21 protein-coding genes are annotated in these 20,846 nt (G+C 68.7%); 13 read left to right on the forward strand and 8 right to left on the reverse strand.

Annotated elements, in window-relative coordinates; all coding sequences use genetic code 11:
- The 3 genes from IEV96_RS14280 to guaA are packed head-to-tail and all read left to right on the forward strand — an operon-like array spanning position 1 to position 2,826.
- Positions 1 to 774, forward strand: a complete 774-nt coding sequence (locus tag IEV96_RS14280; RefSeq protein WP_188511429.1) for an SURF1 family protein — start codon at positions 1 to 3, stop codon at positions 772 to 774.
- 4 nt (positions 775 to 778) lie between these two features.
- Positions 779 to 1,240: a DUF3817 domain-containing protein gene (locus IEV96_RS14285; RefSeq protein WP_188511430.1), complete on the forward strand. Its 462-nt coding sequence runs from the start codon at positions 779 to 781 to the stop codon at positions 1,238 to 1,240.
- Positions 1,228 to 2,826, forward strand: coding sequence for a glutamine-hydrolyzing GMP synthase (guaA, locus tag IEV96_RS14290; RefSeq protein WP_188511826.1), 1,599 nt, complete (start codon positions 1,228 to 1,230; stop codon positions 2,824 to 2,826). The genes IEV96_RS14285 and guaA overlap by 13 nt, the downstream gene beginning before the upstream one ends.
- 45 nt (positions 2,827 to 2,871) lie before the next feature.
- Here guaA and IEV96_RS14295 read toward each other — a convergent pair whose 3' ends face one another.
- The 4 genes from IEV96_RS14295 to IEV96_RS14310 all read right to left on the reverse strand — a co-directional run bounded on the left by IEV96_RS14295 (position 2,872) and on the right by IEV96_RS14310 (position 4,761).
- On the reverse strand, positions 2,872 to 3,282 hold the full coding sequence (locus IEV96_RS14295; protein WP_188511431.1) for a DUF2256 and DUF3253 domain-containing protein: 411 nt from the start codon (positions 3,280 to 3,282) through the stop codon (positions 2,872 to 2,874).
- Between the two features lie 61 nt (positions 3,283 to 3,343).
- Positions 3,344 to 3,574, reverse strand: a complete 231-nt coding sequence (locus IEV96_RS14300; RefSeq protein ID WP_188511432.1) for a PLDc N-terminal domain-containing protein — start codon at positions 3,572 to 3,574, stop codon at positions 3,344 to 3,346.
- Between the two features lie 86 nt (positions 3,575 to 3,660).
- Positions 3,661 to 4,449: a Bax inhibitor-1/YccA family protein gene (locus IEV96_RS14305; protein WP_188511433.1), complete on the reverse strand. Its 789-nt coding sequence runs from the start codon at positions 4,447 to 4,449 to the stop codon at positions 3,661 to 3,663.
- Positions 4,450 to 4,542: 93 nt separating this feature from the next.
- The gene (locus IEV96_RS14310) at positions 4,543 to 4,761 is read right to left on the reverse strand and encodes a zinc-ribbon domain-containing protein (RefSeq protein ID WP_188511434.1); all 219 of its coding nucleotides are present in this window, start codon (positions 4,759 to 4,761) and stop codon (positions 4,543 to 4,545) included.
- A gap of 32 nt (positions 4,762 to 4,793) precedes the next feature.
- Here IEV96_RS14310 and IEV96_RS14315 point away from each other — a divergent pair, with 32 nt between their 5' ends.
- Positions 4,794 to 5,855, forward strand: a complete 1,062-nt coding sequence (locus IEV96_RS14315; protein WP_188511435.1) for a glycerophosphodiester phosphodiesterase family protein — start codon at positions 4,794 to 4,796, stop codon at positions 5,853 to 5,855.
- Positions 5,856 to 5,943: 88 nt separating this feature from the next.
- Here IEV96_RS14315 and IEV96_RS14320 read toward each other — a convergent pair whose 3' ends face one another.
- Positions 5,944 to 6,813, reverse strand: coding sequence for a DUF559 domain-containing protein (locus IEV96_RS14320; RefSeq protein ID WP_188511436.1), 870 nt, complete (start codon positions 6,811 to 6,813; stop codon positions 5,944 to 5,946).
- Positions 6,814 to 7,038: 225 nt separating this feature from the next.
- Here IEV96_RS14320 and IEV96_RS14325 point away from each other — a divergent pair, with 225 nt between their 5' ends.
- Both IEV96_RS14325 and IEV96_RS14330 read left to right on the forward strand, forming a co-directional pair.
- Complete coding sequence (locus IEV96_RS14325; RefSeq protein ID WP_188511437.1) at positions 7,039 to 9,465, forward strand: ATP-dependent helicase; 2,427 nt, start codon at positions 7,039 to 7,041, stop codon at positions 9,463 to 9,465.
- Positions 9,465 to 10,103 carry an SGNH/GDSL hydrolase family protein gene (locus IEV96_RS14330; RefSeq protein ID WP_229733425.1) on the forward strand — a complete coding sequence of 213 codons (639 nt, stop codon included), beginning with the start codon at positions 9,465 to 9,467 and terminating at the stop codon, positions 10,101 to 10,103. Before IEV96_RS14325 ends, IEV96_RS14330 begins: the two co-directional genes overlap by 1 nt.
- Before the next feature lie 4 nt (positions 10,104 to 10,107).
- On the opposite strand, the gene IEV96_RS14335 is transcribed toward IEV96_RS14330, so the two are convergent.
- Together IEV96_RS14335 and IEV96_RS14340 are read right to left on the reverse strand one after the other, a co-directional pair.
- Entirely contained in the window at positions 10,108 to 10,752 is a 645-nt protein-coding gene (locus tag IEV96_RS14335) for a hypothetical protein (protein WP_188511438.1), read from the reverse strand.
- A complete protein-coding gene (locus IEV96_RS14340) occupies positions 10,749 to 11,543 on the reverse strand; it encodes an oxygenase MpaB family protein (protein WP_188511828.1) in 795 nt (264 codons plus the stop codon). The genes IEV96_RS14335 and IEV96_RS14340 overlap by 4 nt, the downstream gene beginning before the upstream one ends.
- A gap of 190 nt (positions 11,544 to 11,733) precedes the next feature.
- Between IEV96_RS14340 and IEV96_RS14345 the strand changes: the two genes are divergently transcribed.
- The 3 genes from IEV96_RS14345 to sucD all read left to right on the forward strand — a co-directional run bounded on the left by IEV96_RS14345 (position 11,734) and on the right by sucD (position 14,487).
- Positions 11,734 to 12,309, forward strand: coding sequence for a hypothetical protein (locus IEV96_RS14345; protein WP_188511439.1), 576 nt, complete (start codon positions 11,734 to 11,736; stop codon positions 12,307 to 12,309).
- Positions 12,310 to 12,418: 109 nt separating this feature from the next.
- Positions 12,419 to 13,582, forward strand: a complete 1,164-nt coding sequence (gene sucC, locus IEV96_RS14350; protein WP_188511440.1) for an ADP-forming succinate--CoA ligase subunit beta — start codon at positions 12,419 to 12,421, stop codon at positions 13,580 to 13,582.
- Between the two features lie 14 nt (positions 13,583 to 13,596).
- Entirely contained in the window at positions 13,597 to 14,487 is an 891-nt protein-coding gene (gene sucD, locus IEV96_RS14355; protein WP_188511441.1) for a succinate--CoA ligase subunit alpha, read from the forward strand.
- A 179-nt stretch (positions 14,488 to 14,666) separates the two neighbouring features.
- Here the strand turns inward: sucD and IEV96_RS14360 are convergent, their stop codons facing one another.
- Complete coding sequence (locus tag IEV96_RS14360) at positions 14,667 to 15,272, reverse strand: DUF4166 domain-containing protein (protein WP_229733426.1); 606 nt, start codon at positions 15,270 to 15,272, stop codon at positions 14,667 to 14,669.
- A 37-nt stretch (positions 15,273 to 15,309) separates the two neighbouring features.
- Here IEV96_RS14360 and IEV96_RS14365 point away from each other — a divergent pair, with 37 nt between their 5' ends.
- The 4 genes from IEV96_RS14365 to purH all read left to right on the forward strand — a co-directional run bounded on the left by IEV96_RS14365 (position 15,310) and on the right by purH (position 20,471).
- A complete protein-coding gene (locus IEV96_RS14365) occupies positions 15,310 to 16,845 on the forward strand; it encodes an alpha/beta hydrolase (RefSeq protein WP_188511442.1) in 1,536 nt (511 codons plus the stop codon).
- A 62-nt stretch (positions 16,846 to 16,907) separates the two neighbouring features.
- Positions 16,908 to 18,245: a cell division protein PerM gene (locus tag IEV96_RS14370; RefSeq protein WP_229733427.1), complete on the forward strand. Its 1,338-nt coding sequence runs from the start codon at positions 16,908 to 16,910 to the stop codon at positions 18,243 to 18,245.
- 10 nt (positions 18,246 to 18,255) lie between these two features.
- Positions 18,256 to 18,849: a phosphoribosylglycinamide formyltransferase gene (gene purN, locus IEV96_RS14375; RefSeq protein WP_188511443.1), complete on the forward strand. Its 594-nt coding sequence runs from the start codon at positions 18,256 to 18,258 to the stop codon at positions 18,847 to 18,849.
- Positions 18,846 to 20,471 carry a bifunctional phosphoribosylaminoimidazolecarboxamide formyltransferase/IMP cyclohydrolase gene (gene purH / locus IEV96_RS14380; RefSeq protein WP_188511444.1) on the forward strand — a complete coding sequence of 542 codons (1,626 nt, stop codon included), beginning with the start codon at positions 18,846 to 18,848 and terminating at the stop codon, positions 20,469 to 20,471. Before purN ends, purH begins: the two co-directional genes overlap by 4 nt.
- Positions 20,472 to 20,846 lie beyond the last annotated feature (375 nt).

Here is a 20,846-nt window from a genome sequence, read left to right on the forward strand (position 1 = left end):
GTGTGGGAGCTCGCGCGCAGGCCGCGCTGGATCGCCGCACTCGTGCTGTGCCTCGCCATCGCGTTCGGATTCGCCGCGCTCGGCCAGTGGCAGCTCTCGCGCAGCGTCGACGCCGGGGTTCCGGTCGACGAGACGACGGAGACGCCGGTGCCGCTCGCCGAGCTCGCCGTCGCGCAGCAGCCCCTCACCGCCGAGGCGGCCGGGCGACGCGTCACGATCGAGGGCACCCTCGTGCCGGGCGACTTCACCGTGCTGAGCGGGCGGCTCAACGACCGCACCCCCGGCTACTGGGTGGTCGGACACCTGGTCGCGACCGACGACGCCACGAACGAGGCGAGCGCCGGGGCGTCGCTGGCCGTGGCACTGGGCTGGGCCGCGACCGAAGCGGACGCGACATCCGCGATCTCCGACCTGCACGACGAGGCGCCCACGGAATTCGGCGGCCGCTACCTGCCCAGCGAAGCGCCGCAGGAAGACGACTTCGAGAACGGCGAGCAGAACTCGCTGTCGACGGCGGCCCTCGTGAACCAGTGGGCCGAGGCGCCCACGACCGTCTATGCCGGTTACCTGGTGACCGACGCGGCGACGCCGGGACTCGACCTCATCGACGCGCCGGCGCCGAGCACCGAGATCTCGATCAACTGGCTGAACATCTTCTACGCCGTCGAGTGGGCGGTGTTCGCGGGCTTCGCGGTGTTCCTGTGGTTCCGCCTCGTGAAGGACGCGTGGGAGCGCGAACAGGAAGAAGCCGAAGAACAGCGGCTTGTAAACTAGAGCAATGGCCCTCAAACCGAAGCTCTCCAACCTGCCGCGAATCCGGAGCGCGCTTCGCCTCTACCGCGTGACCTCGGTTGTCACCGGAGTGTTCCTGCTGCTGCTCGTGCTGATGATGGTGACGCGCTACGGGTTCGGCGTCGACATCGAGCTGAACGGTCCAGAGGGCTTCCTCGCGCTCACGCCGAAAGACCTGATCATCGGCGTGAACCTGTCGACGATCATCCTGATCCTGCACGGCTGGTTCTACGTCGTGTACCTGTACAGCGACTTCCGGCTGTGGAGCTTCATGCGCTGGACCTTCCCGAAGTTCATCCTCATCGCCCTCGGCGGCGTGATCCCCTTCCTCTCCTTCATCGTCGAGCGCCGAGTACACGCGCAGACGGTGGCGGAGCTCGATGCCCTGCAGTCCGCACAGCCTCTGCATTCAGAACAGAACGAGGAGACGACCCCATTAGCGAAGTAACCCCGACACAGGCGAACAGCACCGCCGCACAGCCGGTACTCGTCGTCGACTTCGGCGCGCAGTACGCGCAGCTGATCGCGCGCCGTGTGCGCGAGGCCAATGTCTACTCCGAGATCGTGCCGCACACCATCACCGCGGCCGAGGTCGCGGCCAAGAACCCGATCGGCATCGTGCTGAGCGGCGGACCCTCGAGCGTCTACGACGCCGGCTCGCCCTCGCTCGACCCGGGCATCCTCGAACTGGGCGTTCCGACGCTCGGCATTTGCTACGGCTTCCAGGTGATGGCGCAGCAGCTCGGCGGCGAGGTCGCGAACACCGGCCTGCGCGAGTACGGCTCGACCGCCGTCACCCTGGCGCCCGGCACGTCGACCCTGCTCGGCGACCAGCCGGCCGACCAGACCACGTGGATGAGCCACGGCGACTCCGTCTCGAAGGCGCCCGAGGGCTTCACCGTTCTCGCGTCGAGCGCCTCGACCCCCGTCGCCGCCTTCGCGAGCGACGAGAAGAAGATGTACGGCGTGCAGTGGCACCCCGAGGTGAAGCATTCCGAGTACGGCCAGCGCGTGCTCGAGAACTTCCTGCACGACGCCGCCGGCATTCCGGCCGACTGGAACAGCTCGAACGTCATCGACGAGCAGGTCGCCCGCATCCGCGAGCAGGTCGGCACCGGCAAGGTCATCGTCGGCCTCTCCGGCGGAGTCGACTCGGCCGTGGCCGCCGCGATCGTGCACAAGGCCGTCGGCGACCAGCTCACCGCGATCTTCGTCGACCACGGCCTGCTGCGCCAGGACGAGCGCCGCCAGGTCGAAGAGGACTACGTCGCCTCGACCGGCGTGCGGCTCATCACCGTCGACGCCGTCGACCAGTTCCTCGACGCCCTCGCCGGAGTCACCGACCCCGAGCAGAAGCGCAAGATCATCGGCCGCGAATTCATCCGCAGCTTCGAGGGAGCCGCCGAGGCGCTCGTTCTCGAGGCGCAGGGCGACGGCGCCACCATCGACTTCCTAGTGCAGGGCACCCTGTACCCCGACGTCGTCGAGTCGGGTGGCGGAAGCGGCACGGCCAACATCAAGAGCCACCACAACGTGGGCGGCCTGCCCGAAGACCTGCAGTTCAAGCTCGTCGAACCGCTGCGCACCCTGTTCAAGGACGAGGTGCGTGCCATCGGCCGTGAGCTCGGGCTGCCCGAGGTCATCGTGAGTCGCCAGCCGTTTCCGGGGCCTGGCCTGGGGATCCGCATCGTGGGCGAGGTTACCCGTGAGCGTCTCGAGCTGCTCCGCAAGGCGGATGCGATCGCCCGCGAGGAGCTGACGGCCGCCGGACTCGACAACGAGATCTGGCAGTGCCCGGTCGTGCTGTTGGCCGACGTGCGGTCGGTCGGCGTGCAGGGAGACGGTCGCACCTACGGTCATCCGATCGTCTTGCGTCCCGTCTCTTCGGAAGACGCGATGACCGCCGACTGGACCCGCCTGCCCTACGACGTGCTCGCCCGCATCTCCAACCGCATCACCAACGAGGTGTCCGGAGTGAACCGCGTGGTGCTCGATGTCACGTCGAAGCCGCCGGGAACCATCGAGTGGGAGTGATCCCCTGAACGACGGCCGCGCCCCTCGGGGTGCGGCCGCCGTCGTTTAAGGGCGCTTGCGCAGCCGGATCGGGCCGCGCGCGGTGGACGGGTCGACCACGCTGCCGCCCTGCGTGATGTCGATCTCGCCGCTCGCGACGAGGCGGCGCGCGGCCCGGCGGGCGGGCTCCATGAGGTCACGCCAAGACTCACCGCCGACCGCACGGGCGGCCTCGGACGGGCACGCCGTCGCGGTCACGGCGCGGGTCGCGAGCAGGCCGAGGATGCTGGCCTCGAGCTCGCGATCGGTGGCGCTCACCTTGCGCGCCCGGCAGGCATCGGAGCAGTAGCGTACGTCGTCCCAGTCCTTCGCCCAGGCGGCCCGCCATTCGATGCGCCGGCCGCACGACGCGCACGTCTTCTCGGCGGCGGCGGCATCGGCCTCGTCGAGATCGGAGGCGCGCTGGCGATGGGGCATATCACCACGGTAGCCGGGCGCGATCGGCGCGGCAGGGCCTTGCCTTCGCCGACCGCGGCGCCTAGTCGGCCGTCTTGGGTAGCGAGCGCTTCACCAGCAGCCAGCCGATCGGGCCGAAGACGGGCACGAAGAGCACGATGGCGAGCCAGACGAACAATTCGGTGAGCGAGCGGTGTGCGGTGCGGCTGATACTGACGAGTGCGACGACCGTGAGCGCCAGCGCGAGCACGGGCCCGACGACCCAGAAAACGTCGTACACCGGTGGAATCAGAGGATCCTTCGATACATCCATGGGCCCACCATAGTGCCAGGACCGGCCACGTCCGAGGGCACGAAAAAGCCCCCGGCCGCTCGGCCGGGGGCTTTCTCAGCTTGCGACTAGTCGCGGAAGATCGCGAGGAAGCGCAGGATCTCGGTGTACAGCCACACGACGGTGACCATGATGCCGAACGCGGCCTGCCATCCGTAGATGCGGGGCGCGCCCTGCTCGACGCCGCGCTTGATCGACGTGAAGTCCATCACGAGCGAGTACGAGGCGAGCAGCACCACGAAGATGCCGATGGCGATGTTGATCAGCGGGTTCATGCCCTGCAGGCCGAACTGGGGGAGGACGCCGGTCCAGACCAGCACGAGGTTGACGAGCTGGAACGCCATGTAGCCGAAGATCGCGACGGTGAAGATCTGCGTAGCGCGCTTCGACTCGCGGATCTTGCCGGTAGCGAAGAGGGCGAGCGTGACGCCGACGACGCCGAGGGTGCCGAAGACCGCCTGCGGAACGATGCCACCCCACTGCGACTCGAAGATCGCCGAGATGCCACCGACGAACAGACCCTCGAACGCCGCGTAGGCGAGCACGAGGCCGCGCGACGGCTTCTTCTTGAAGATGTTGACGAGCGCCAGCACCAGACCGATGATCGCGCCGGGGATGGCGAGTGCCGGAATCATCCAGCCGACGACCGCGCCGACGAGCAGCACGGCGAAGGCGATCACGATCTTGACGATCGTGTCTTCGTAGGTCATGCGGTCGGTGTCGGTGGGCGTAGCGGAGGGGCGGCCGTACAGCTCGTCGAGCTGGGCGGGGGTCATCTCCCTGCCGTTGACGGTGGTCGAGTTCACGACGGCCTTGGTTGTGAACACGGGCGAGTTATTAAACGCGGGGTTCGACATTGTTTCTTCCTTGAGTATGTGCGGGAGATTTTCTCCCGTGCCCGATTTTAGCTCAGCACGCCTGAGTATTGGGGGTGATCGCCCAGAGCGTAGCTACAGGTTGAGCACCACGACCGCGACGACGGTGATCGCGGCGAGGAGGCCGCCGAGTCCCCAGCCGAAGAGGGCGAGTGCGGTGACGTGCCCGCGGGGTGCATCCTCCGTGACATCCGGTCTGATCGCGGCGGGAACTGCCTCGACCTTCTGACCGCAGTAGATGCAGAATTTCCACGCCGGTTGAAGTTCTGCTGAACAACTGATGCACCGGGCCATGCTGAAAATCCTATGCGGGTAGCGTTGGGCGGGTGACCATCATCTCGCCCCTCGTCATCGCTCACCGGGGGGCCAGCGGGTACCGCCCCGAGCACACCCGCTCGGCCTACGAACTCGCCTTCGCGCTCGGCGCCGACGCGGTGGAGCCCGATATCGTGGCCACGAAAGACGGCGTGCTCGTCTTGCGTCACGAAAACGAGATTTCAGGAACCACGGATGTCGCGGCTCACGCCGAGTTCGCGTCCCGTAAGACCACCAAGGTGATCGACGGCGTCTCGCTCACCGGATGGTTCACCGAAGACTTCACGTGGGATGAGCTGTCGACCTTGCGTGCGGTGGAGCGGATCCCGCTGCTGCGCCAGTCGAGCTCGAGCTTCGACCGCAGCGAGGGTATCCTGCGGCTGGTCGACCTGCTCGCGATCATCGACACGGCCGCGGTCACCACCGGACGGCACCTCGTGCTGGTCGCGGAGATCAAGCACGCGACCTACTTCGAGTCGATCGGGCTGCCGTTGGACCAGCTGTTCGCCGAGGTCGTGCGCGACTGGGCGACCCCCGCCAACCTGATCGTCGAGAGCTTCGAGCAGTCGGTGCTGATGAAGATCCGCGACCGCGGCATCCCGGGCAAGCTGGTGTTCCTCGCCGAGCACAAGGGTGTGCCCGCCGACCTCGCGGCCGCGTCGGGCAACAAGGCGCGCAGCTACGCCGACCACCTCGGGCAGGCCGGGCTGACCCGGCTGCGCACGGAGGTCGACGGGGTGAGCGTCAGCCGCAAGCTGATGCTGCGCCTCGACCTCGGCAAGAACGCGATCGGCGTGACGGACATCGTGGCGCGGTCGCACGCGGCCGGGCTCCTGGTTTTCTGCTGGACGCTTCGGGCCGAGAACAAGTTCCTCGCCAAGAACAACCGGGTGCGTGGCGAGGCTCGGGACTTCGGCAACTGGCGCCGCGAATTCGAGCTGGTCATGTCGAGCGGCATCGACGGCGTCTTCGCCGACCAGCCCGACCTGGCGGTGGCGGTGCGCGCCGGCCTGCCTGCGCGTTCGGCTCCTGCTGCCGTGCCCGTACCAAATGCAGGAGATCCTTCGTTCTAGGCCGCGCGATCCGCGCGAACGTGTGACTCGGCGCGATTTTTCCTGCATTCGGTACGCGCGGTCTGCCGTGGTCTAGGGCGCCGCGCGGTCAGAGGTGATCGCCTCGCAGGAGGGCACCGACGAGCGCGGCTTCCACCTCATCCCACGCGAACAGCACCTGGAAGTAGCTGAACCGGAGGACGCGATAGCCGAGCCGGCTCAGAACCGCGTCCCGGCGACGATCGGCCTCGAACTTCGCGGGATCGGTGTGATACTCGGCGCCATCGACCTCGATGATGAGCTTCTCGCCAATGCGGAAGTCGACACGACCGACACCGGGTATCGACACCTGGCGTCGGATGGGCAGCCCGAGCGGCGATATTCGGAACATAAAGATCGACTCCGTGCCCGACTCGCACACGCCGTCGATCGACGCCAGGAACGATCGGTGACAACCCGCAGAGCGACTGACCAGGTCGGTCCACTGTGGATAGAGCTGTGGGCTCTTGTGCAGCACCGACCCGGCAACCGCCGCGACCACTTCGTCGGGTTGACACGCGATCAGGTCGGAAAGGCAGGCTACGGGGGAGAGGATGAAACGCCCACCGCCCTCACGGTCGTCACGCCAGTGCACCCTCGTTCGCGCATCGTCGACCGTGGACAGTCGTGTCACCTTGCTGCGCCGTGTGCGCAGTCGGCAGGAACGTGGATCGACCGCGACGTGCAGATCCATCGTCGGGTAGCTCCAGTAGCCGTGAAAGTCGAGCGCCGAGAGGCAGGTGAGCCGGCCGCCGACGCGGGCGGCTTCGAGGAACACGGGATGGATGTCGGGGGTCGCGTACCAGCCCTGACGCACACGGATGATGGTGCCGCTCGCTGCTGCGGCCGAGAGTCGGGCCCGCGTGTGCCCGTCGGCGTAGAGCTCGAAGGTGGCGGCGAGGCCGCCGCGACGTCGGATAGAGCGGGAGAGTGAGTCCATGCGCACAGACTGACGATTTTCGGATGACGCGCGGACGCCGCATCCGCAATCTGTGTACTCCCGCCCCACTTCTGCCAAATGAAGGAGAAGTTGCTGTCTAACCACACGTTTATGCGGCTCGACCGGCCTCGCCGCGTAAATCTCCTTCATTTGGCAGCAGGAGCGGCAGGAGCGGCGGCGGCCGCACGGGGCGGCGTCGGCGGCGGCGCGTAGAATTGCGGGCAAATGTCTTTCGTCCCCAACATCATCGAGCCCGAGCCCGCCGTCGACGGTTCCTTCGACGACGCCCTGCTGCGCGGGCTCAACCCGCAGCAGCGCGAGGCCGTCGAATACCGCGGGCAGTCGCTGCTCATCGTGGCCGGCGCCGGGTCGGGCAAGACCAGCGTGCTCACCCGCCGCATCGCCGGGCTGCTGCAGAGCCGCGAGGCGTTCCCGAGCCAGATCCTCGCGATCACCTTCACCAACAAGGCCGCGGCCGAGATGCGCGAACGCGTGCACCAGATCGTCGGCAACGAGGCCGAGGGCATGTGGATCTCGACCTTCCACTCCGCGTGCGTGCGCATCCTGCGGCGCGAGGCCGAGCACTTCGGCTTCACCAAGAGCTTCACCATCTACGACTCCGCCGACAGCCGCGCCCTGCTGAAGCGCATCCTGAAGGAGCTCGACGCCGACCAGTACGGCTTCACCGTCTCGAGCGCGTCGGGCAAGATCTCGAAACTCAAGAACGAGCTTCAGGATGTCGAGAGCTACGCGCGCGGTGCGAATTTCTCCGACCCCGCCGAGGTCATGTTCCTCGAGATCTTCCGCCGGTACACGCAGGCGCTCAGCCAGGCGAACGCGTTCGACTTCGACGACCTCATCGGACAGACGGTCTACCTCTTCCGCGCCTTCCCCGTCGTGGCAGCGCACTACCGGCGCCGGTTCCGCCACATCCTGGTCGACGAGTACCAGGACACGAACCACGCCCAGTACTCGCTCATCCACGAGCTCACCCGCTCGGTGCGCCCTGACATCGCCGACGAGGTCGAGGCGGCGGGCGGCCTGGTCAAGACCAAGCGCGACGCGGTCGGGGCCATCCCCGGCGCCTCGCTCACCGTGGTCGGCGACAGCGACCAGTCGATCTACGCCTTCCGCGGCGCCGACATCCGCAACATCGTCGAGTTCGAACGCGACTTCCCGAACTCCAAGGTGATCCTGCTCGAGCAGAACTACCGCTCGACCCAGAACATCCTCGACGCGGCGAACGCCGTGATCTCGAACAACTTCGACCGCAAAGACAAGAAGCTGTTCACCGACATCGGCGAGGGCCACAAGATCGTCGGCTTCACGGGCTATTCGGGACACGACGAGGCCCAGTTCATCGCCGACGAGATCACGAAGATGCACGACGAGGGCATCGCCTACAAAGACATCGCCGTCTTCTACCGCACCAACGCGCAGACACGCGCGCTCGAAGAGATCTTCATCCGGTCGGCCCTGCCCTATCGCGTGCTCGGCGGCACCAAGTTCTACGAGCGCGCCGAGATCAAGGATGCCATGGCGTATCTGATCGCCGTGGCCAACCCCGCCGACCCGCTCGCGCTGCGGCGCATCATGAACGTGCCGAAGCGCGGCATCGGGCCGGCCACCGAGACCGCGCTGCAGTCGTGGGCCGACGCGCACGAGACCAGCCTGCGCGACGCCGTGCGCAACGCCGGCGAGCTCGGCCTCGGACCGAAGGTCACCGGCGAGATCCTCGAGTTCGGCAGCGTGCTCGACGAGGTCATGGCCAAGGTGTACCCGCCCGAGGGGTCCGAGGCCCGCCCGGCCCCGGTCGCCGACGTGCTCGTCGAACTCCTCGAGAGGACGAAGTTCGTCGAGACCCTGCGCGCCAGCCGCGACGCCCAAGACGAGGCGCGCGCCGAGAACGTCGAAGAGCTCGTCGCCGTGACCAAGGAGTTCCAGAAGAACAATCCGGATGGCACGCTTCTCGACTTCCTCACCGAGGTCTCGCTCGTCGCCGCCGCAGACGACCTCGACGACCTCAGTGGCACCGTCTCGCTCATGACCCTGCACACGGCGAAGGGGCTCGAGTACGAGGCAGTGTTCCTCACCGGCGTCGAAGAAGACCTGCTGCCGCACCGCATGTCGGCCGGCGAGCCCGGCGGCCCCGCCGAGGAGCGCCGCCTGTTCTACGTCGGCATCACGCGCGCGCGCAAGCGCCTGTTCATCTCGCTCGCGATGACGCGCGCCGCCTACGGCAACGTGAACGTGGCGATGCCCAGCCGGTACCTGCAGGAGATCCCCGCCGACCTGATCGACTGGCGCCAGTCGCCCGGCATGGCCAACTCCCGCAACGGCACCGAGCCGCGCGCCCTCAACGCGCGCCGCGACGGCTCGTCGTGGGGCTCGTCGCTGCGCGAGGCCGCGGCCCTGCCCCCGGGCAAGCCGAAAGAAAAGACGCAGTGGGCCAACATGGTCACAAACGTCGTGCGCGACAACAGCACGCTCGAGCTTTCCGCCGGCGACCGCATCAAGCACAACGACTTCGGCGAGGGCCGTGTCACGGCCGTCACCGGCGAGGGCAAGAAGCGCGTCGCCGAAGTGCAGTTCGACACCGCGGGCCGTAAGCGCCTGCTCATCCAGATTGCTCCCATCGAGAAGGTCGAGTAGTGCCAGTGCAAGCAGAAGCGCCCGACGAAGACACCGCCACCGTCCTGTTCATCGGTGACAGCGTCACCGACTGCGGACGTCGCGACGACGCCGACCGCAACCTCGGCCACGGCTACGTGCGCCTGATCGACGAGGCCTTCGCCGCCGGCGGCACCCCGGTGAACATCGTCAACCGCGGCATCAGCGGCAACCGCGTGCGCGACCTCGAGGCGCGGTGGCAGACAGACGCCGTCGATGTCGCCCCGATCCTGGTCTCGGTGCTGATCGGCATCAACGACACCTGGCGTCGCTACAGCGAGAACGACCCGACGAGCGTCGATGACTTCGAAGCCGACTACCGCGCCATCCTCTCGGCCCTTCCTCCCCGTGACGAGACGGCGCTCGTGCTGATCGAGCCGTTCCTGCTGCCGGTCACCGCCGAGAAAGCGAAATGGCGCGCGGACCTCGAGCCGAAGATCGCCGTCGTGCACGCGCTCGCCGCCGAGTTCGGCGCGGTGCTCGTGCCCGCCGACAGCTACCTCAACGGCCTCGACGACGAGCCGGCCGAGATCGCGGCCGACGGAATCCACCCCACCGAGTACGGGCACGAACTGCTCGCGAAGCTGTGGCTCGACACCATCGAGGCCGCGTCGAGCTAGCCGGTCACCAGGTGCCGTCGGGCGACTTCACCACGGGCACCTCGCGCGACGACCAGTGGGCGCCGTTCGCGTAGTGGCTGGTCGCCCACGGGGACGCCCAGATGGCCTGTTCGATCTGGGCGGTGGGGGCGGATGATTCGAACCCGGCGACGATCGCGGCGTAGCCGGGGTTTCCGTGCAGGGCTTTGGCCGCGTTCTGGGCCGCGATGTCGAGGTTGGCGTAGCTGCCGAGTCCCGATCCCCCGCCGGAACCCCAGCCGTTGTTGAGCGGGTTGTTGCGGTTCCACCAGTTGTCGGTGCCGTTCTCCTGGCGCATCCAGCGGGTGAAGACGGTGACGTTGCTCTCGCTCAGCGGGAACTTCGCGTAGAGCAGCACGAGCTTCGCCCAGTCGTGGTTGGTGCCGCCGGCCGAGAGCGACTTGTATCCCGCCGTCGCCGAGAACGCGTCGCGCGACACCACCGAGCCGGCAAGACCCTCCGGCACCGCGACCGACTGCGCGTTCTTGAGCAGGAACGCGTCCGCCTGTTCGCCGCGCGTGGGCGGAGCCGGGGGAGCGACCACCGTGAGCGCCACGAGCGAGACGGCGGCGACGCCGGCGCCGACCGCGAGCACGGTGCGGTGGCGCGAGTAGATCTGCCGCCGGCTCACGCGGGCACCGCGGAGGGCCGGGACGCCGACGCCCGGAACGCCGCGAGGTAGTGGCGGGCCGGCCAGTGCCGCAGCCAGCCGGGCAGGCGCGGGTAGACCGTGCCGAGTACGCGAACGGTGCGGTCGAACAGGCGCTGCCGCCGGGCGTTCCACGGCAGGTCGAAGGATGCGCGGATGGACGGGTCGAGGAACCCCGCCGTCAGGAATCGGACGGTCGGCATCAGCGCTCGGATCCACAGCGGCGCCACCGCGGGGTGCAGGAGGGCCCGGCCCACCCGTTTCACCTCGGCGTCGACGCGCAGCTCGCGGAGGCTCTGCGCCCAGTAGCGGGAGAACGCCGCGCGGTCCTCCGGCCACAGTTCGGCCGGCATCTGCAGCGCGGTGCCGAGAACCGCGTATTGCCGGTACAGCGACTCCGCGTCATCCGGAGCCAAGTCTCCGAAGACGGCCGTGTAGACGGTGAGCGCCGAGTCGTAGAGCGTCGCCGCGACCCAGAGCTGCTGCCGCGGGTCGAACGCGTCGTAGGCGGGAGCGGTCGCCCCGGGCGCCGAGTGCACGGGAGTGTGGGCGCGGTTGACGTGGCCGGTGATGCGGGTGATCTCGTCGTCGGTCCCGTAGACGAGCACGTAGAGATAGGTGAGGGTGTGCCGCAGGCGGCGCAGCGGATCGGAGGCGAAGTCGCTGTGGTTCGCCACGCCGCGACCGACGGCGGGCATGGCCAGCTGCAAGAGGATGGCGCGCGCGCCGCCGCCCAGCAGGATCGCCTCGTTCGAGATGTCGCTCAATCGCATCGGCACAACTCCACTCTCGCAAAACGGAGCCTACTCGCGAGTACTGTGCCCCCAGCGAAGTGACCAACGTCGAGACGACCAGCGAGTAGCGGACTTTTCTCGGCAGTGTGCACGCCACCTCGCGTTAACTATGCGTCTGTATCTTCCTGAACGATCGGCACTGCCGGTCGAATACTAAAGGGGATATGTCATGGTCGGTGGGGGCCGGTTTGTAGTGTCGACGGTCGCGGCGTTGGCCGTCGTGCTGTCCCTGGGGGCGTGTGCCGGCGAGGTGGAGGCGCCGACGTCGGTCGCCGAGCGGCAGGTCACGCTCGCGCAGTCGAAGTCGTACGCGCAGCTGCTTCGCAACGAGGCGTCGTCGCGCCTTCCCGAGATCGTGCTCAAACAGGTGGCCGAGTCGACCGATGTGTCGATCGCGTGCGACGCCGACCCCGCCGGACTGCTCAGGTCGTGGACCTCGACGATGAAGATTCTCGTCACCAACTCGACGGCCGCGCGGGTGCAACAGGTCGCAGACGATCTGGCTGCCACCTTCGTCGAGCAGGGCTGGAAGGCCGACCTGGCGGAGGAGTCCACGGACACCCTCGTGGTGACCCGCCTGCGCAGCGCCACCTCGTTGGCCGACATGGCCATCACGGCGACCTCCAAGGCGACCGACCAGGTGCCGTCGATCCAGGTGACCGCGACCGGTGTCTGTGCGCTGACCGGCGGGCCGGAATCCGACGAGGTCACCAAGCTCGAACAGGACGCGGCAAACGCCGGCTGACCCTGCTGGTAGAGTTCGTGATGGTCAAAGTCTCTTGACATCGAACTATCTCACAGTCGAGATGACCCGGCCTTCCAGCTCACTTTCGACGCGCGATTGGATAAGCCCCGTGGATCTTTTCGAGTATCAGGCAAGGGACCTTTTTGAGTCCTACGGAGTGCCTGTACTTGCCGGCATCATTGCCGACAGCCCAGCAGAAGCCCAAGCAGCAGCCGAGAAGATCGGCGGCACGGTCGTCGTCAAGGCCCAGGTAAAGGCCGGTGGTCGCGGCAAGGCCGGCGGCGTGAAGGTCGTGCACACCCCCGAAGACGCGTTCGCCGCGGCATCCGCGATTCTCGGCCTCGATATCAAGGGACACACCGTCAAGCGCGTGATGGTGGCCGCCGGTGCCCGCATCGCCCAGGAGTTCTACTTCTCGGTGCTGCTCGACCGCGCCAACCGCAGCTACCTCTCGCTCTGCAGCGTCGAGGGCGGCATGGAGATCGAGGAGCTCGCGGTCGAGCGTCCCGACGCCCTCGCCCGCATCGAGATCGACCCCGGCGCCGGCGTCGACCTGGCCAAGGCCACCGAGATCGCGATCGCCGGCGGATTCCCCGCCGAGCTGGTCGACAAGGTCGCGCCGGTTCTCGTAAAGCTCTACGAGGTCTATAAGGGTGAGGATGCCACGCTGGTCGAGGTCAACCCGCTCGTGCTCACCGAGGACGGCGACATCGTGGCCCTCGACGGCAAGGTCTCGCTCGACGAGAACGCCGGATTTCGTCACCCCGCGCACGCCGAGCTGGAAGACGCCGAAGCGGCCGACCCGCTCGAGGCCAAGGCCAAGCTGCACGACCTCAACTACGTGAAGCTCGACGGCGAGGTCGGCATCATCGGCAACGGCGCGGGCCTTGTCATGTCGACCCTCGACGTCGTCGCCTACGCGGGAGAGCGTCACGGCGGTGTGAAACCGGCCAACTTCCTCGACATCGGCGGCGGAGCATCGGCCGAGGTCATGGCGGCCGGGCTGGACGTCATCCTCGGTGACGAGCAGGTGAAGAGCGTCTTCGTCAACGTCTTCGGCGGCATCACCGCGTGCGACGCGGTGGCCAACGGCATCGTCGGCGCGCTGGAGGTCCTCGGCGACGCCGCGAGCAAGCCGCTCGTCGTCCGACTCGACGGCAACAAGGTCGAGGAGGGCCGCGCGATCCTGGTCGCCGCCGCCCACCCGCTGGTCACACTCGCGACCACCATGGACGAGGGCGCCGACAAGGCCGCCGAACTGGCTTCTAAGTAAGGGCACCGAAGAACATGTCGATTTACCTCAACAAAGACTCCAAGGTCATCGTGCAGGGCATCACCGGCGGCGAGGGCACCAAGCACACGGCGCTGATGCTCAAGGCCGGCACCCAGGTCGTCGGCGGTGTCAACGCGCGCAAGGCCGGCACCACCGTCACCCACGACGGCGGCATCGAGCTGCCCGTGTTCGGCTCCGTCGCCGAGGCGATGACCGAGACCGGCGCCGACGTGTCGATCGTCTTCGTGCCGCCGGTGTTCGCGAAGGACGCCGTCGTCGAAGCCATCGAGGCGGGCATCCCGCTCGTCGTCGTGATCACCGAGGGCATCCCGGTTCAGGACTCGGCCGAGTTCTGGGCGCTCGCGAAGGCAAAGGGCGGTACGACCCGCATCATCGGCCCGAACTGCCCCGGCATCATCACCCCGGGCGAGGCGCTCGTGGGCATCACCCCCGCGAACATCACCGGCAAGGGCCCGATCGGCCTCGTCTCGAAGTCGGGCACGCTCACGTACCAGATGATGTACGAACTGCGCGATCTGGGCTTCTCGACCGCGATCGGCATCGGCGGCGACCCCATCATCGGCACGACGCACATCGACACGCTCGAGGCGTTCGAGGCCGACCCCGAGACCAAGGCGATCGTGATGATCGGCGAGATCGGCGGAGACGCCGAAGAACGCGCCGCCGACTACATCAAGGCGAACGTCACCAAGCCGGTCGTCGCCTACGTCGCCGGATTCACGGCGCCCGAGGGTAAGACTATGGGCCACGCTGGGGCGATCGTCTCCGCCGGTGCTGGCACCGCGCAGGGCAAGAAGGAGGCCCTCGAGGCCGCCGGAGTCAAGGTCGGCAAGACGCCGAGCGAGACCGCCGCTCTGATGCGCGAGGTAATGGCGTCGCTGTAGCCGTTCCCCCCTGATGGCCCGTCTCCCGGAGGCGGGCCATCCGCGGTTAACGCGCCCCGTGGCATCCGACGTCTGCCAAATGAAGGAGAAACCGGGTGCGAGTCACACGTTCACGGCGATGCGCGCCCCTTCGCCGCGAATTCTCCTTCATTTGGCAGACGCATCGGCAGACGCGGCGGTCAGGGCAGGGGCTCGTAGGCGTAGCTGAAGGTGCCGGCGTAGCGGAAGATCTCGCCGAAGAGCGGATGTCGCATCCGCACGTCGACCCGCTGCCGCCCGTCCGCCCGGCTCTCGTGGAGGAACACGCGCGCGGAGAGCAGTGCGGGCAGCGGCAGGCGCAGCCCGCGCAGGTGCAGCCAGGCCGCATCGGACGCCATGCGAAGGGCGCCGTCGGTGCCGACGGTCACCGCGAGGCGCACCTCGAGTCCGCCGCGCCTGCCGAGGAAGTCGTGCAGCCGGCCGTCGATCACGTGCATCGTGTCGTGCATCACCCGGTCGCGTCCGGGGAAGTGGAACTCCCGTCGCGAGCTCAGCCCGTCGCCCGGCCCCGGGATGTTGGTGACGGTGAACGGCACGTCGGTGGCGTACTCGGGGAAGAGGATCCGCCGCCGGGCGAGCAGCGTGAAAACCGGGGCCAACCAGCGCGTCCGCGAACCCGCGGTCTCGAACACGCCGTGGCCGCGACCGACCGATCCGGCGGGCGGGGCGGAGAAGTAGTCGCGCAGCTCCGGCGCGAGCCGGGCGAAGTCGTCGCCGAGCAGGCGTTGGTAGACGGATTGTGGCACGCGCCAGTCTAGAGCGGGCGCAGTAGGCTCCATTGCAATGAGAAACGTACAGCGCAGGGTCCTGGCCGTCGTCGCGAGCGCGGCCACCGCGGCCCTGCTCGCCGGTTGCACGGTGACCGCGCCGCCGAAGACGCCCGTCGAGTCACCCGCCGGGCTGGAGGAGTTCTACCAGCAGCAACTCGACTGGAACGACTGCGAGCCCCGGGGCATGGAGTGCACCACCGTCACGGCCCCGGTCGACTGGGAGAACCCCGACGGCGGCGACATCGACCTGGCGGTGGTGCGGCTCGTGACCGACGGCGGCGACCGGGTGGGGTCGCTGCTGATGAACCCGGGCGGTCCGGGCGGTTCGGGGGTGGAGCTGGTGCAACAGGCCGCCGAGTTCGTGACATCCGATGCTCTTCGCGACAGCTTCGACATCGTCGGCTGGGACCCGCGGGGCGTCGGCCAATCCACCGGCGTCGCCTGCTACGACGATGCCGAGATGGACGCGTTCCTGTACGGCGTGCCCGCGAACCCGACCGGCTCCGACGCCTGGTTCGCGCAGCAGGTCGAGGTCGAGAAGGCGTTCGCCGCCGCGTGTGCCGAGAACACCGGGGCGCTGCTCGGCTCCATCGACGTCGAGAGCAACGCGCGCGACATGGACCTGCTGCGCGCCGTGCTGGGCGACGAGAAGCTCAACTACCTCGGATTCTCCTACGGGACCTCGTTCGGCGCCCACTATGCCGAGCTCTTCCCGCGGAACGTCGGCCGGCTCGTGCTCGACGGCGCGATCGACCCGTCGCTCGGCTCGGCCGAGACCTTCACGGTGCAGATGGGCGGTTTCGAGAACGCCTTCCGCGCCTATGTCACCGACTGCCTGGCCGGCTCGGCGTGCCCGTTCACCGGCACGCTCGACGAGGCGCTCGCCCAGGCGAGCGCGCTGTTCGCCGGGGTAGAGGGACGCGCGCTCACGGGCGACGACGGCCGCCAGCTCACCGCCTCCACCCTCGGTACGGCGCTCAGCTATCCGCTCTACGACGAGGCGTCGTGGCCCGCGCTCAGCCAGATGCTCACCGAGCTCGGCGCGAGCGACGGTGACGCGACCATGGCGCTGCAGTTCGCCGACTCCTACAACAGCCGCACCCCCGACGGCGGCTACGCCGACCAGTCGATGGCCGTGTACACCGCGGCGACCTGTCTCGACAGCCAGTTCGTCGGAGGGCTCGATTCGACGAAGGCCACCCTGGCCGCCATCGAGGCCGCCGCGCCGACGATCGGCAGGTACGTCGCCTACGCCGACTGGGTGCACATCGACATCGCCTGCCAGAACTGGGCCTACCCCTCGGCGATCACCCCGCACGCGATCACCGCAGACGGCGCCGACCCGATCCTCGTACTCGGCACCACCAACGACCCGGCCACGCCGTACGCGTGGGCGCAGGCGATGGCCGACCAGCTGGCCAGCGGCGTGCTCGTCACCCGCGCGGGCGAGGGCCACACGGCCTACGGGCAGGGCAACACCTGCATCGACGCGACGGTCGACGACTACCTGATCGACGGAACCGTGCCGGCCACCGACCCGCTCTGCTGAAAGCGCGAAGTGGGGCGCGGCAGCCCGGCAGAGTCGGCGACCCCGGGTACGCTCGCACCGGTATGAATCGCTCGCTCACCGCCCTCTTCGCCGCCTTCGAGGCGGCCCTCGTCGTGGCGATCGGCGTCGGCATCTCGCTCGCCCCGCTCACCATCCTCTGGGGGGTGCAGTTCGGGTTCCAGGTCGACTGGATCGTGTTCTGGCGCGCGTCCGCCGACATCTGGCTGGTCGGCCACGGCGTCGACATGATCTTCGCACTCGACCCGGCGACCGCCGCGACCCTCGGACTCGCCGGGGCGGATGCCGCGTTCCCCGTGCGCATCGCCGCCCTCGGCTTCGCCATGCTCACGGTTCTCCTCGGCGTGCGCGCCGGACGCCGCGTGGCCGAGACCAACTTCCTCCTGCTCGGCGAACTGGTGGCGGTCGGCACGTTCGGCCTGCTATCCCTCGCGGTGACGCTCAGCGCGTTGCATCCGCTTGCCCGCCCCTCGATCGTTCAGGGTGCCATCGTGCCCACCCTCATTTTCGGGGCAGCCGTTTTCGTCGGATCGTTGCGTTCCCATCGTCCGTCGACGGATGCCACGATCCAGCCGATCCGCGCGGCGATCACGAAACAGCTGCTGAGGATGCCGCGCGGCCTGCGGGTGTCCGCCGCGACAGCGCTGCGCGGCGGGCTGGCCTCGGCCACCGCGGTCATCGCCGTCGCCGCCGTGCTGCTCGCCGTGCTCGTCGCCGTGAATTACGCGCAGATCGTGGGACTGTACGAGGGCCTGCACACCGAGGTGCTCGGCGGCGCCGCTCTCACCCTCGCGCAGCTCGCGTTCATCCCCACCTTCGTGATCTGGGCCGCCTCGTGGCTCGTCGGCCCCGGCTTCGCCATCGGCGTGGGCTCGTCGGTGTCGCCGCTCGGCACGTCGCTCGGCCCGATCCCTGCCATCCCCGTGTTCGGCGCGCTGCCGACCGGCGACCTGTCGTTCGGGTTCGTCGGGCTGCTGGTGCCGGTCGTCGCCGCCTTCCTCGCGGCCGCCCTGCTGCGCCCGAAATTCTCGGCGGCGATCGGCGACTCCTCGCGCATCGGTTGGACCGTCGCGACCGGGCTCGGCATGGGCCTCGTCGGGGGAGTGGCCCTCGGACTGCTCGCCTCGTTCGCGTCGGGTGCCGCCGGACCCGGCAGGCTCTCGCAGGTCGGGCCAGACCCGCTGAGTGTCGGCCTGTGGGCCGGGGTCGAGATCGGGCTCGCCGCGCTGCTCGGGCTGCTGGCCGCCCCGCGTCGGTCGGCGTCGGACGACAAGGCCGCGCCCGCCTCCTCCTCGAGCGCCGCGTCCTCCTCGACGTCCGCGTCCTCCTCCGGCACCGCGTCCTCCTCTGGCGAGACCGAGGTCCTGACCGCCCCGCGCTAGGCTGTCTCTCGTGCTCTCGCTGGTTGTTCTCATCTCTGGCGGAGGCTCGAACCTGCGCGTGTTGCTCGAAGCCGCCCAGGACGCCGAGTTTCCCGCCCGCGTCGTCGCGGTCGGCGCCGACCGCGACGCTGAAGGGCTCGAGCACGCCGAGGAGTTCGGCATTCCTACCTTCTCCGTCGCCCTGTCGAACTTCGACAGCCGCGAGGCGTGGGGCAAGTCGCTGCTCGACCAGATCCAGGTCTGGCAGCCCGACCTCGTGGTACTCAGCGGCTTTATGAAGCTGCTGCCGCCCAGTGTCGTGAGCGCGCTCAGCCCCAACATCATCAACACCCACCCGGCGTACCTGCCCGAGTTTCCCGGGGCGCACGGCGTGCGCGACGCGATCGCGGCCGGCGTCGACCAGTCGGGTGCATCCGTCATCGTCGTCGACACCGGCGTCGATTCGGGGCCGATCATCGCGCAGGAGCGCGTTCCCGTGCTGCCCGGCGACACCGAGCACACGCTGCACGACCGGATCAAGATCGTCGAGAGGCAACTGCTCGTGCAGGCCGTTCTCGACATCGCCAATGGACACATCGACCTGAAGGAGCTGTCACTCGCATGAGCGGCCCCACGCACGACCCAGCCCTGTACCGTGAGCGCGACCTCGTCGCGATCAAGCGCGCCCTCGTCTCGGTGAGCGACAAGACCGGTCTCGTCGAGCTCGCGACCGCGCTCGCCGCGGCCGGCGTCGAGATCGTGTCGACCGGAGGTTCTGCCGCCGCCATCGCGGCTGCCGGCATCCGGGTCACCCAGGTCGGCGACGTCACCGGCTATCCCGAGTCGCTCGACGGCCGCGTGCGCACCCTGCACCCCGTCATCCACTCCGGCCTGCTGGCCGACCTGCGCCTCGAGTCGCACGAGCGCGAGCTGGCGAGCCAGGGCATCGCGCCGTTCGAGCTCGTCGTCTCCAACCTGTACCCCTTCGTCGCGACCATCGCCGCGGGCATCACCGGCGACGCCGCGATCGAGCAGATCGACATCGGGGGCCCCGCCATGGTGCGCGCCTCGGCGAAGAACCACGCCAACGTCGCCATCGTCACCTCGCCCGCCTCGTACCCGGCGATCGTCGCCGCGCTCGCCGCGGGCGGCACCACTCTCGCGCAGCGTCGCGACCTCGCGGCCGAGGCCTTCGCGCACACCGCCGCGTACGACGCGGCCGTGTCGACGTGGTTCGCGTCGAACGTCGCGACCGCTTCGACAGGCTCAGCGACCGAGGGAGGGGAGGCGTCGGAGGTCGCCGACACCTTCACGGTCAGCGCCTCGCTCAAAAACGTGCTGCGCTACGGCGAGAACTCGCACCAGACCGCGGCCCTCTACGTGAGCGAGAACGGCACGGGCATCGCCCAGGCCGAGCAGCTGCACGGAAAAGAGATGTCCTACAACAACTTCGTCGACGCGGATGCGGCCGTCCGCGCGGCGTGGGACTTCGACGAGCCCGCCGTCGCGATCATCAAGCACGCGAACCCTTGCGGCATCGCCGTCGCGCGCGGATCGGGCGACCCGATCGCCTCCGCCCACCTGCGCGCCCACGAGTGCGACCCGCTCTCGGCCTTCGGCGGCGTCATCGCCGCCAACCGCACACTCACCCTCGCCGCGGCCGAGTCGATCGTCGGAATCTTCACCGAGGTCGTCGTCGCTCCCGACTTCGAGCCGGCCGCCCTCGAGCTGCTGTCGACCAAGAAGAACCTGCGCCTGCTCAAGCTGCCCGCCGACTTCACCCGGCCGACGACCGAGTTCAAGCAGATCTCGGGCGGACTGCTCGTGCAGTCCGTCGACAACTACGACGACTTCGACTCGAGCACCTGGACGCTCGTCGCGGGCGACGAGGCCGACGACGCCACCCGCTCCGACCTCGAGTTCGCGTGGCGCTCGGTGCGCTCGGTCAAGTCGAACGCCATCCTGCTCGCCGACGACGGGGCCTCGGTCGGCGTCGGCATGGGCCAGGTAAACCGGGTCGACTCCTGCGAGCTCGCCGTCAGCCGCGCGGGCGACCGCGCCGTCGGGTCGGTCGCCGCGAGCGACGCGTTCTTCCCGTTCGCCGACGGTCTCGAGGTGCTGCTCAGCGCCGGAGTGCGCGCGGTCGTGCAGCCCGGCGGATCGATCCGCGACGAAGACGTGATCGCCGCCGCGAAGAAGGCCGGCGTCACCATGTACTTCACCGGAGAGCGCCACTTCTTCCACTGACCCGTCGCCGGGTTGGCGCAAGTCCGGACGCCGTGTTCGTGATTCAGGATGATTCGACGCCGGCACTCCGCCCGGCCGAGTGTTGGCGGGCCGCGGTACGGCGGCGGCCGCGTCGGTCCTGAATGACGAACGCCCCCCGACCTCGTCGCGCAACTCAGGCAGTTGCGCGACGTGAGCCGTGGTCGCCCCGCCGTCGGGCGGCTGCAGCCGTGGCATCCGCGGTTCTGCCTGAGTTGCGAGAGGGTGCCGTATTCGTGATTCAGGATGATTCGACGCCGGCACTCCGCCCGGCCGCGTGTTGGCGGGCCCCGGTGCGGCGGCGGCCGCGTCGGTCCTGAATGACGAACGCGGCCCGACCTCGTCGCGCAACTCAGG

The organism is Conyzicola nivalis, assembly GCF_014639655.1.
Taxonomy (GTDB): domain Bacteria; phylum Actinomycetota; class Actinomycetes; order Actinomycetales; family Microbacteriaceae; genus Conyzicola; species Conyzicola nivalis.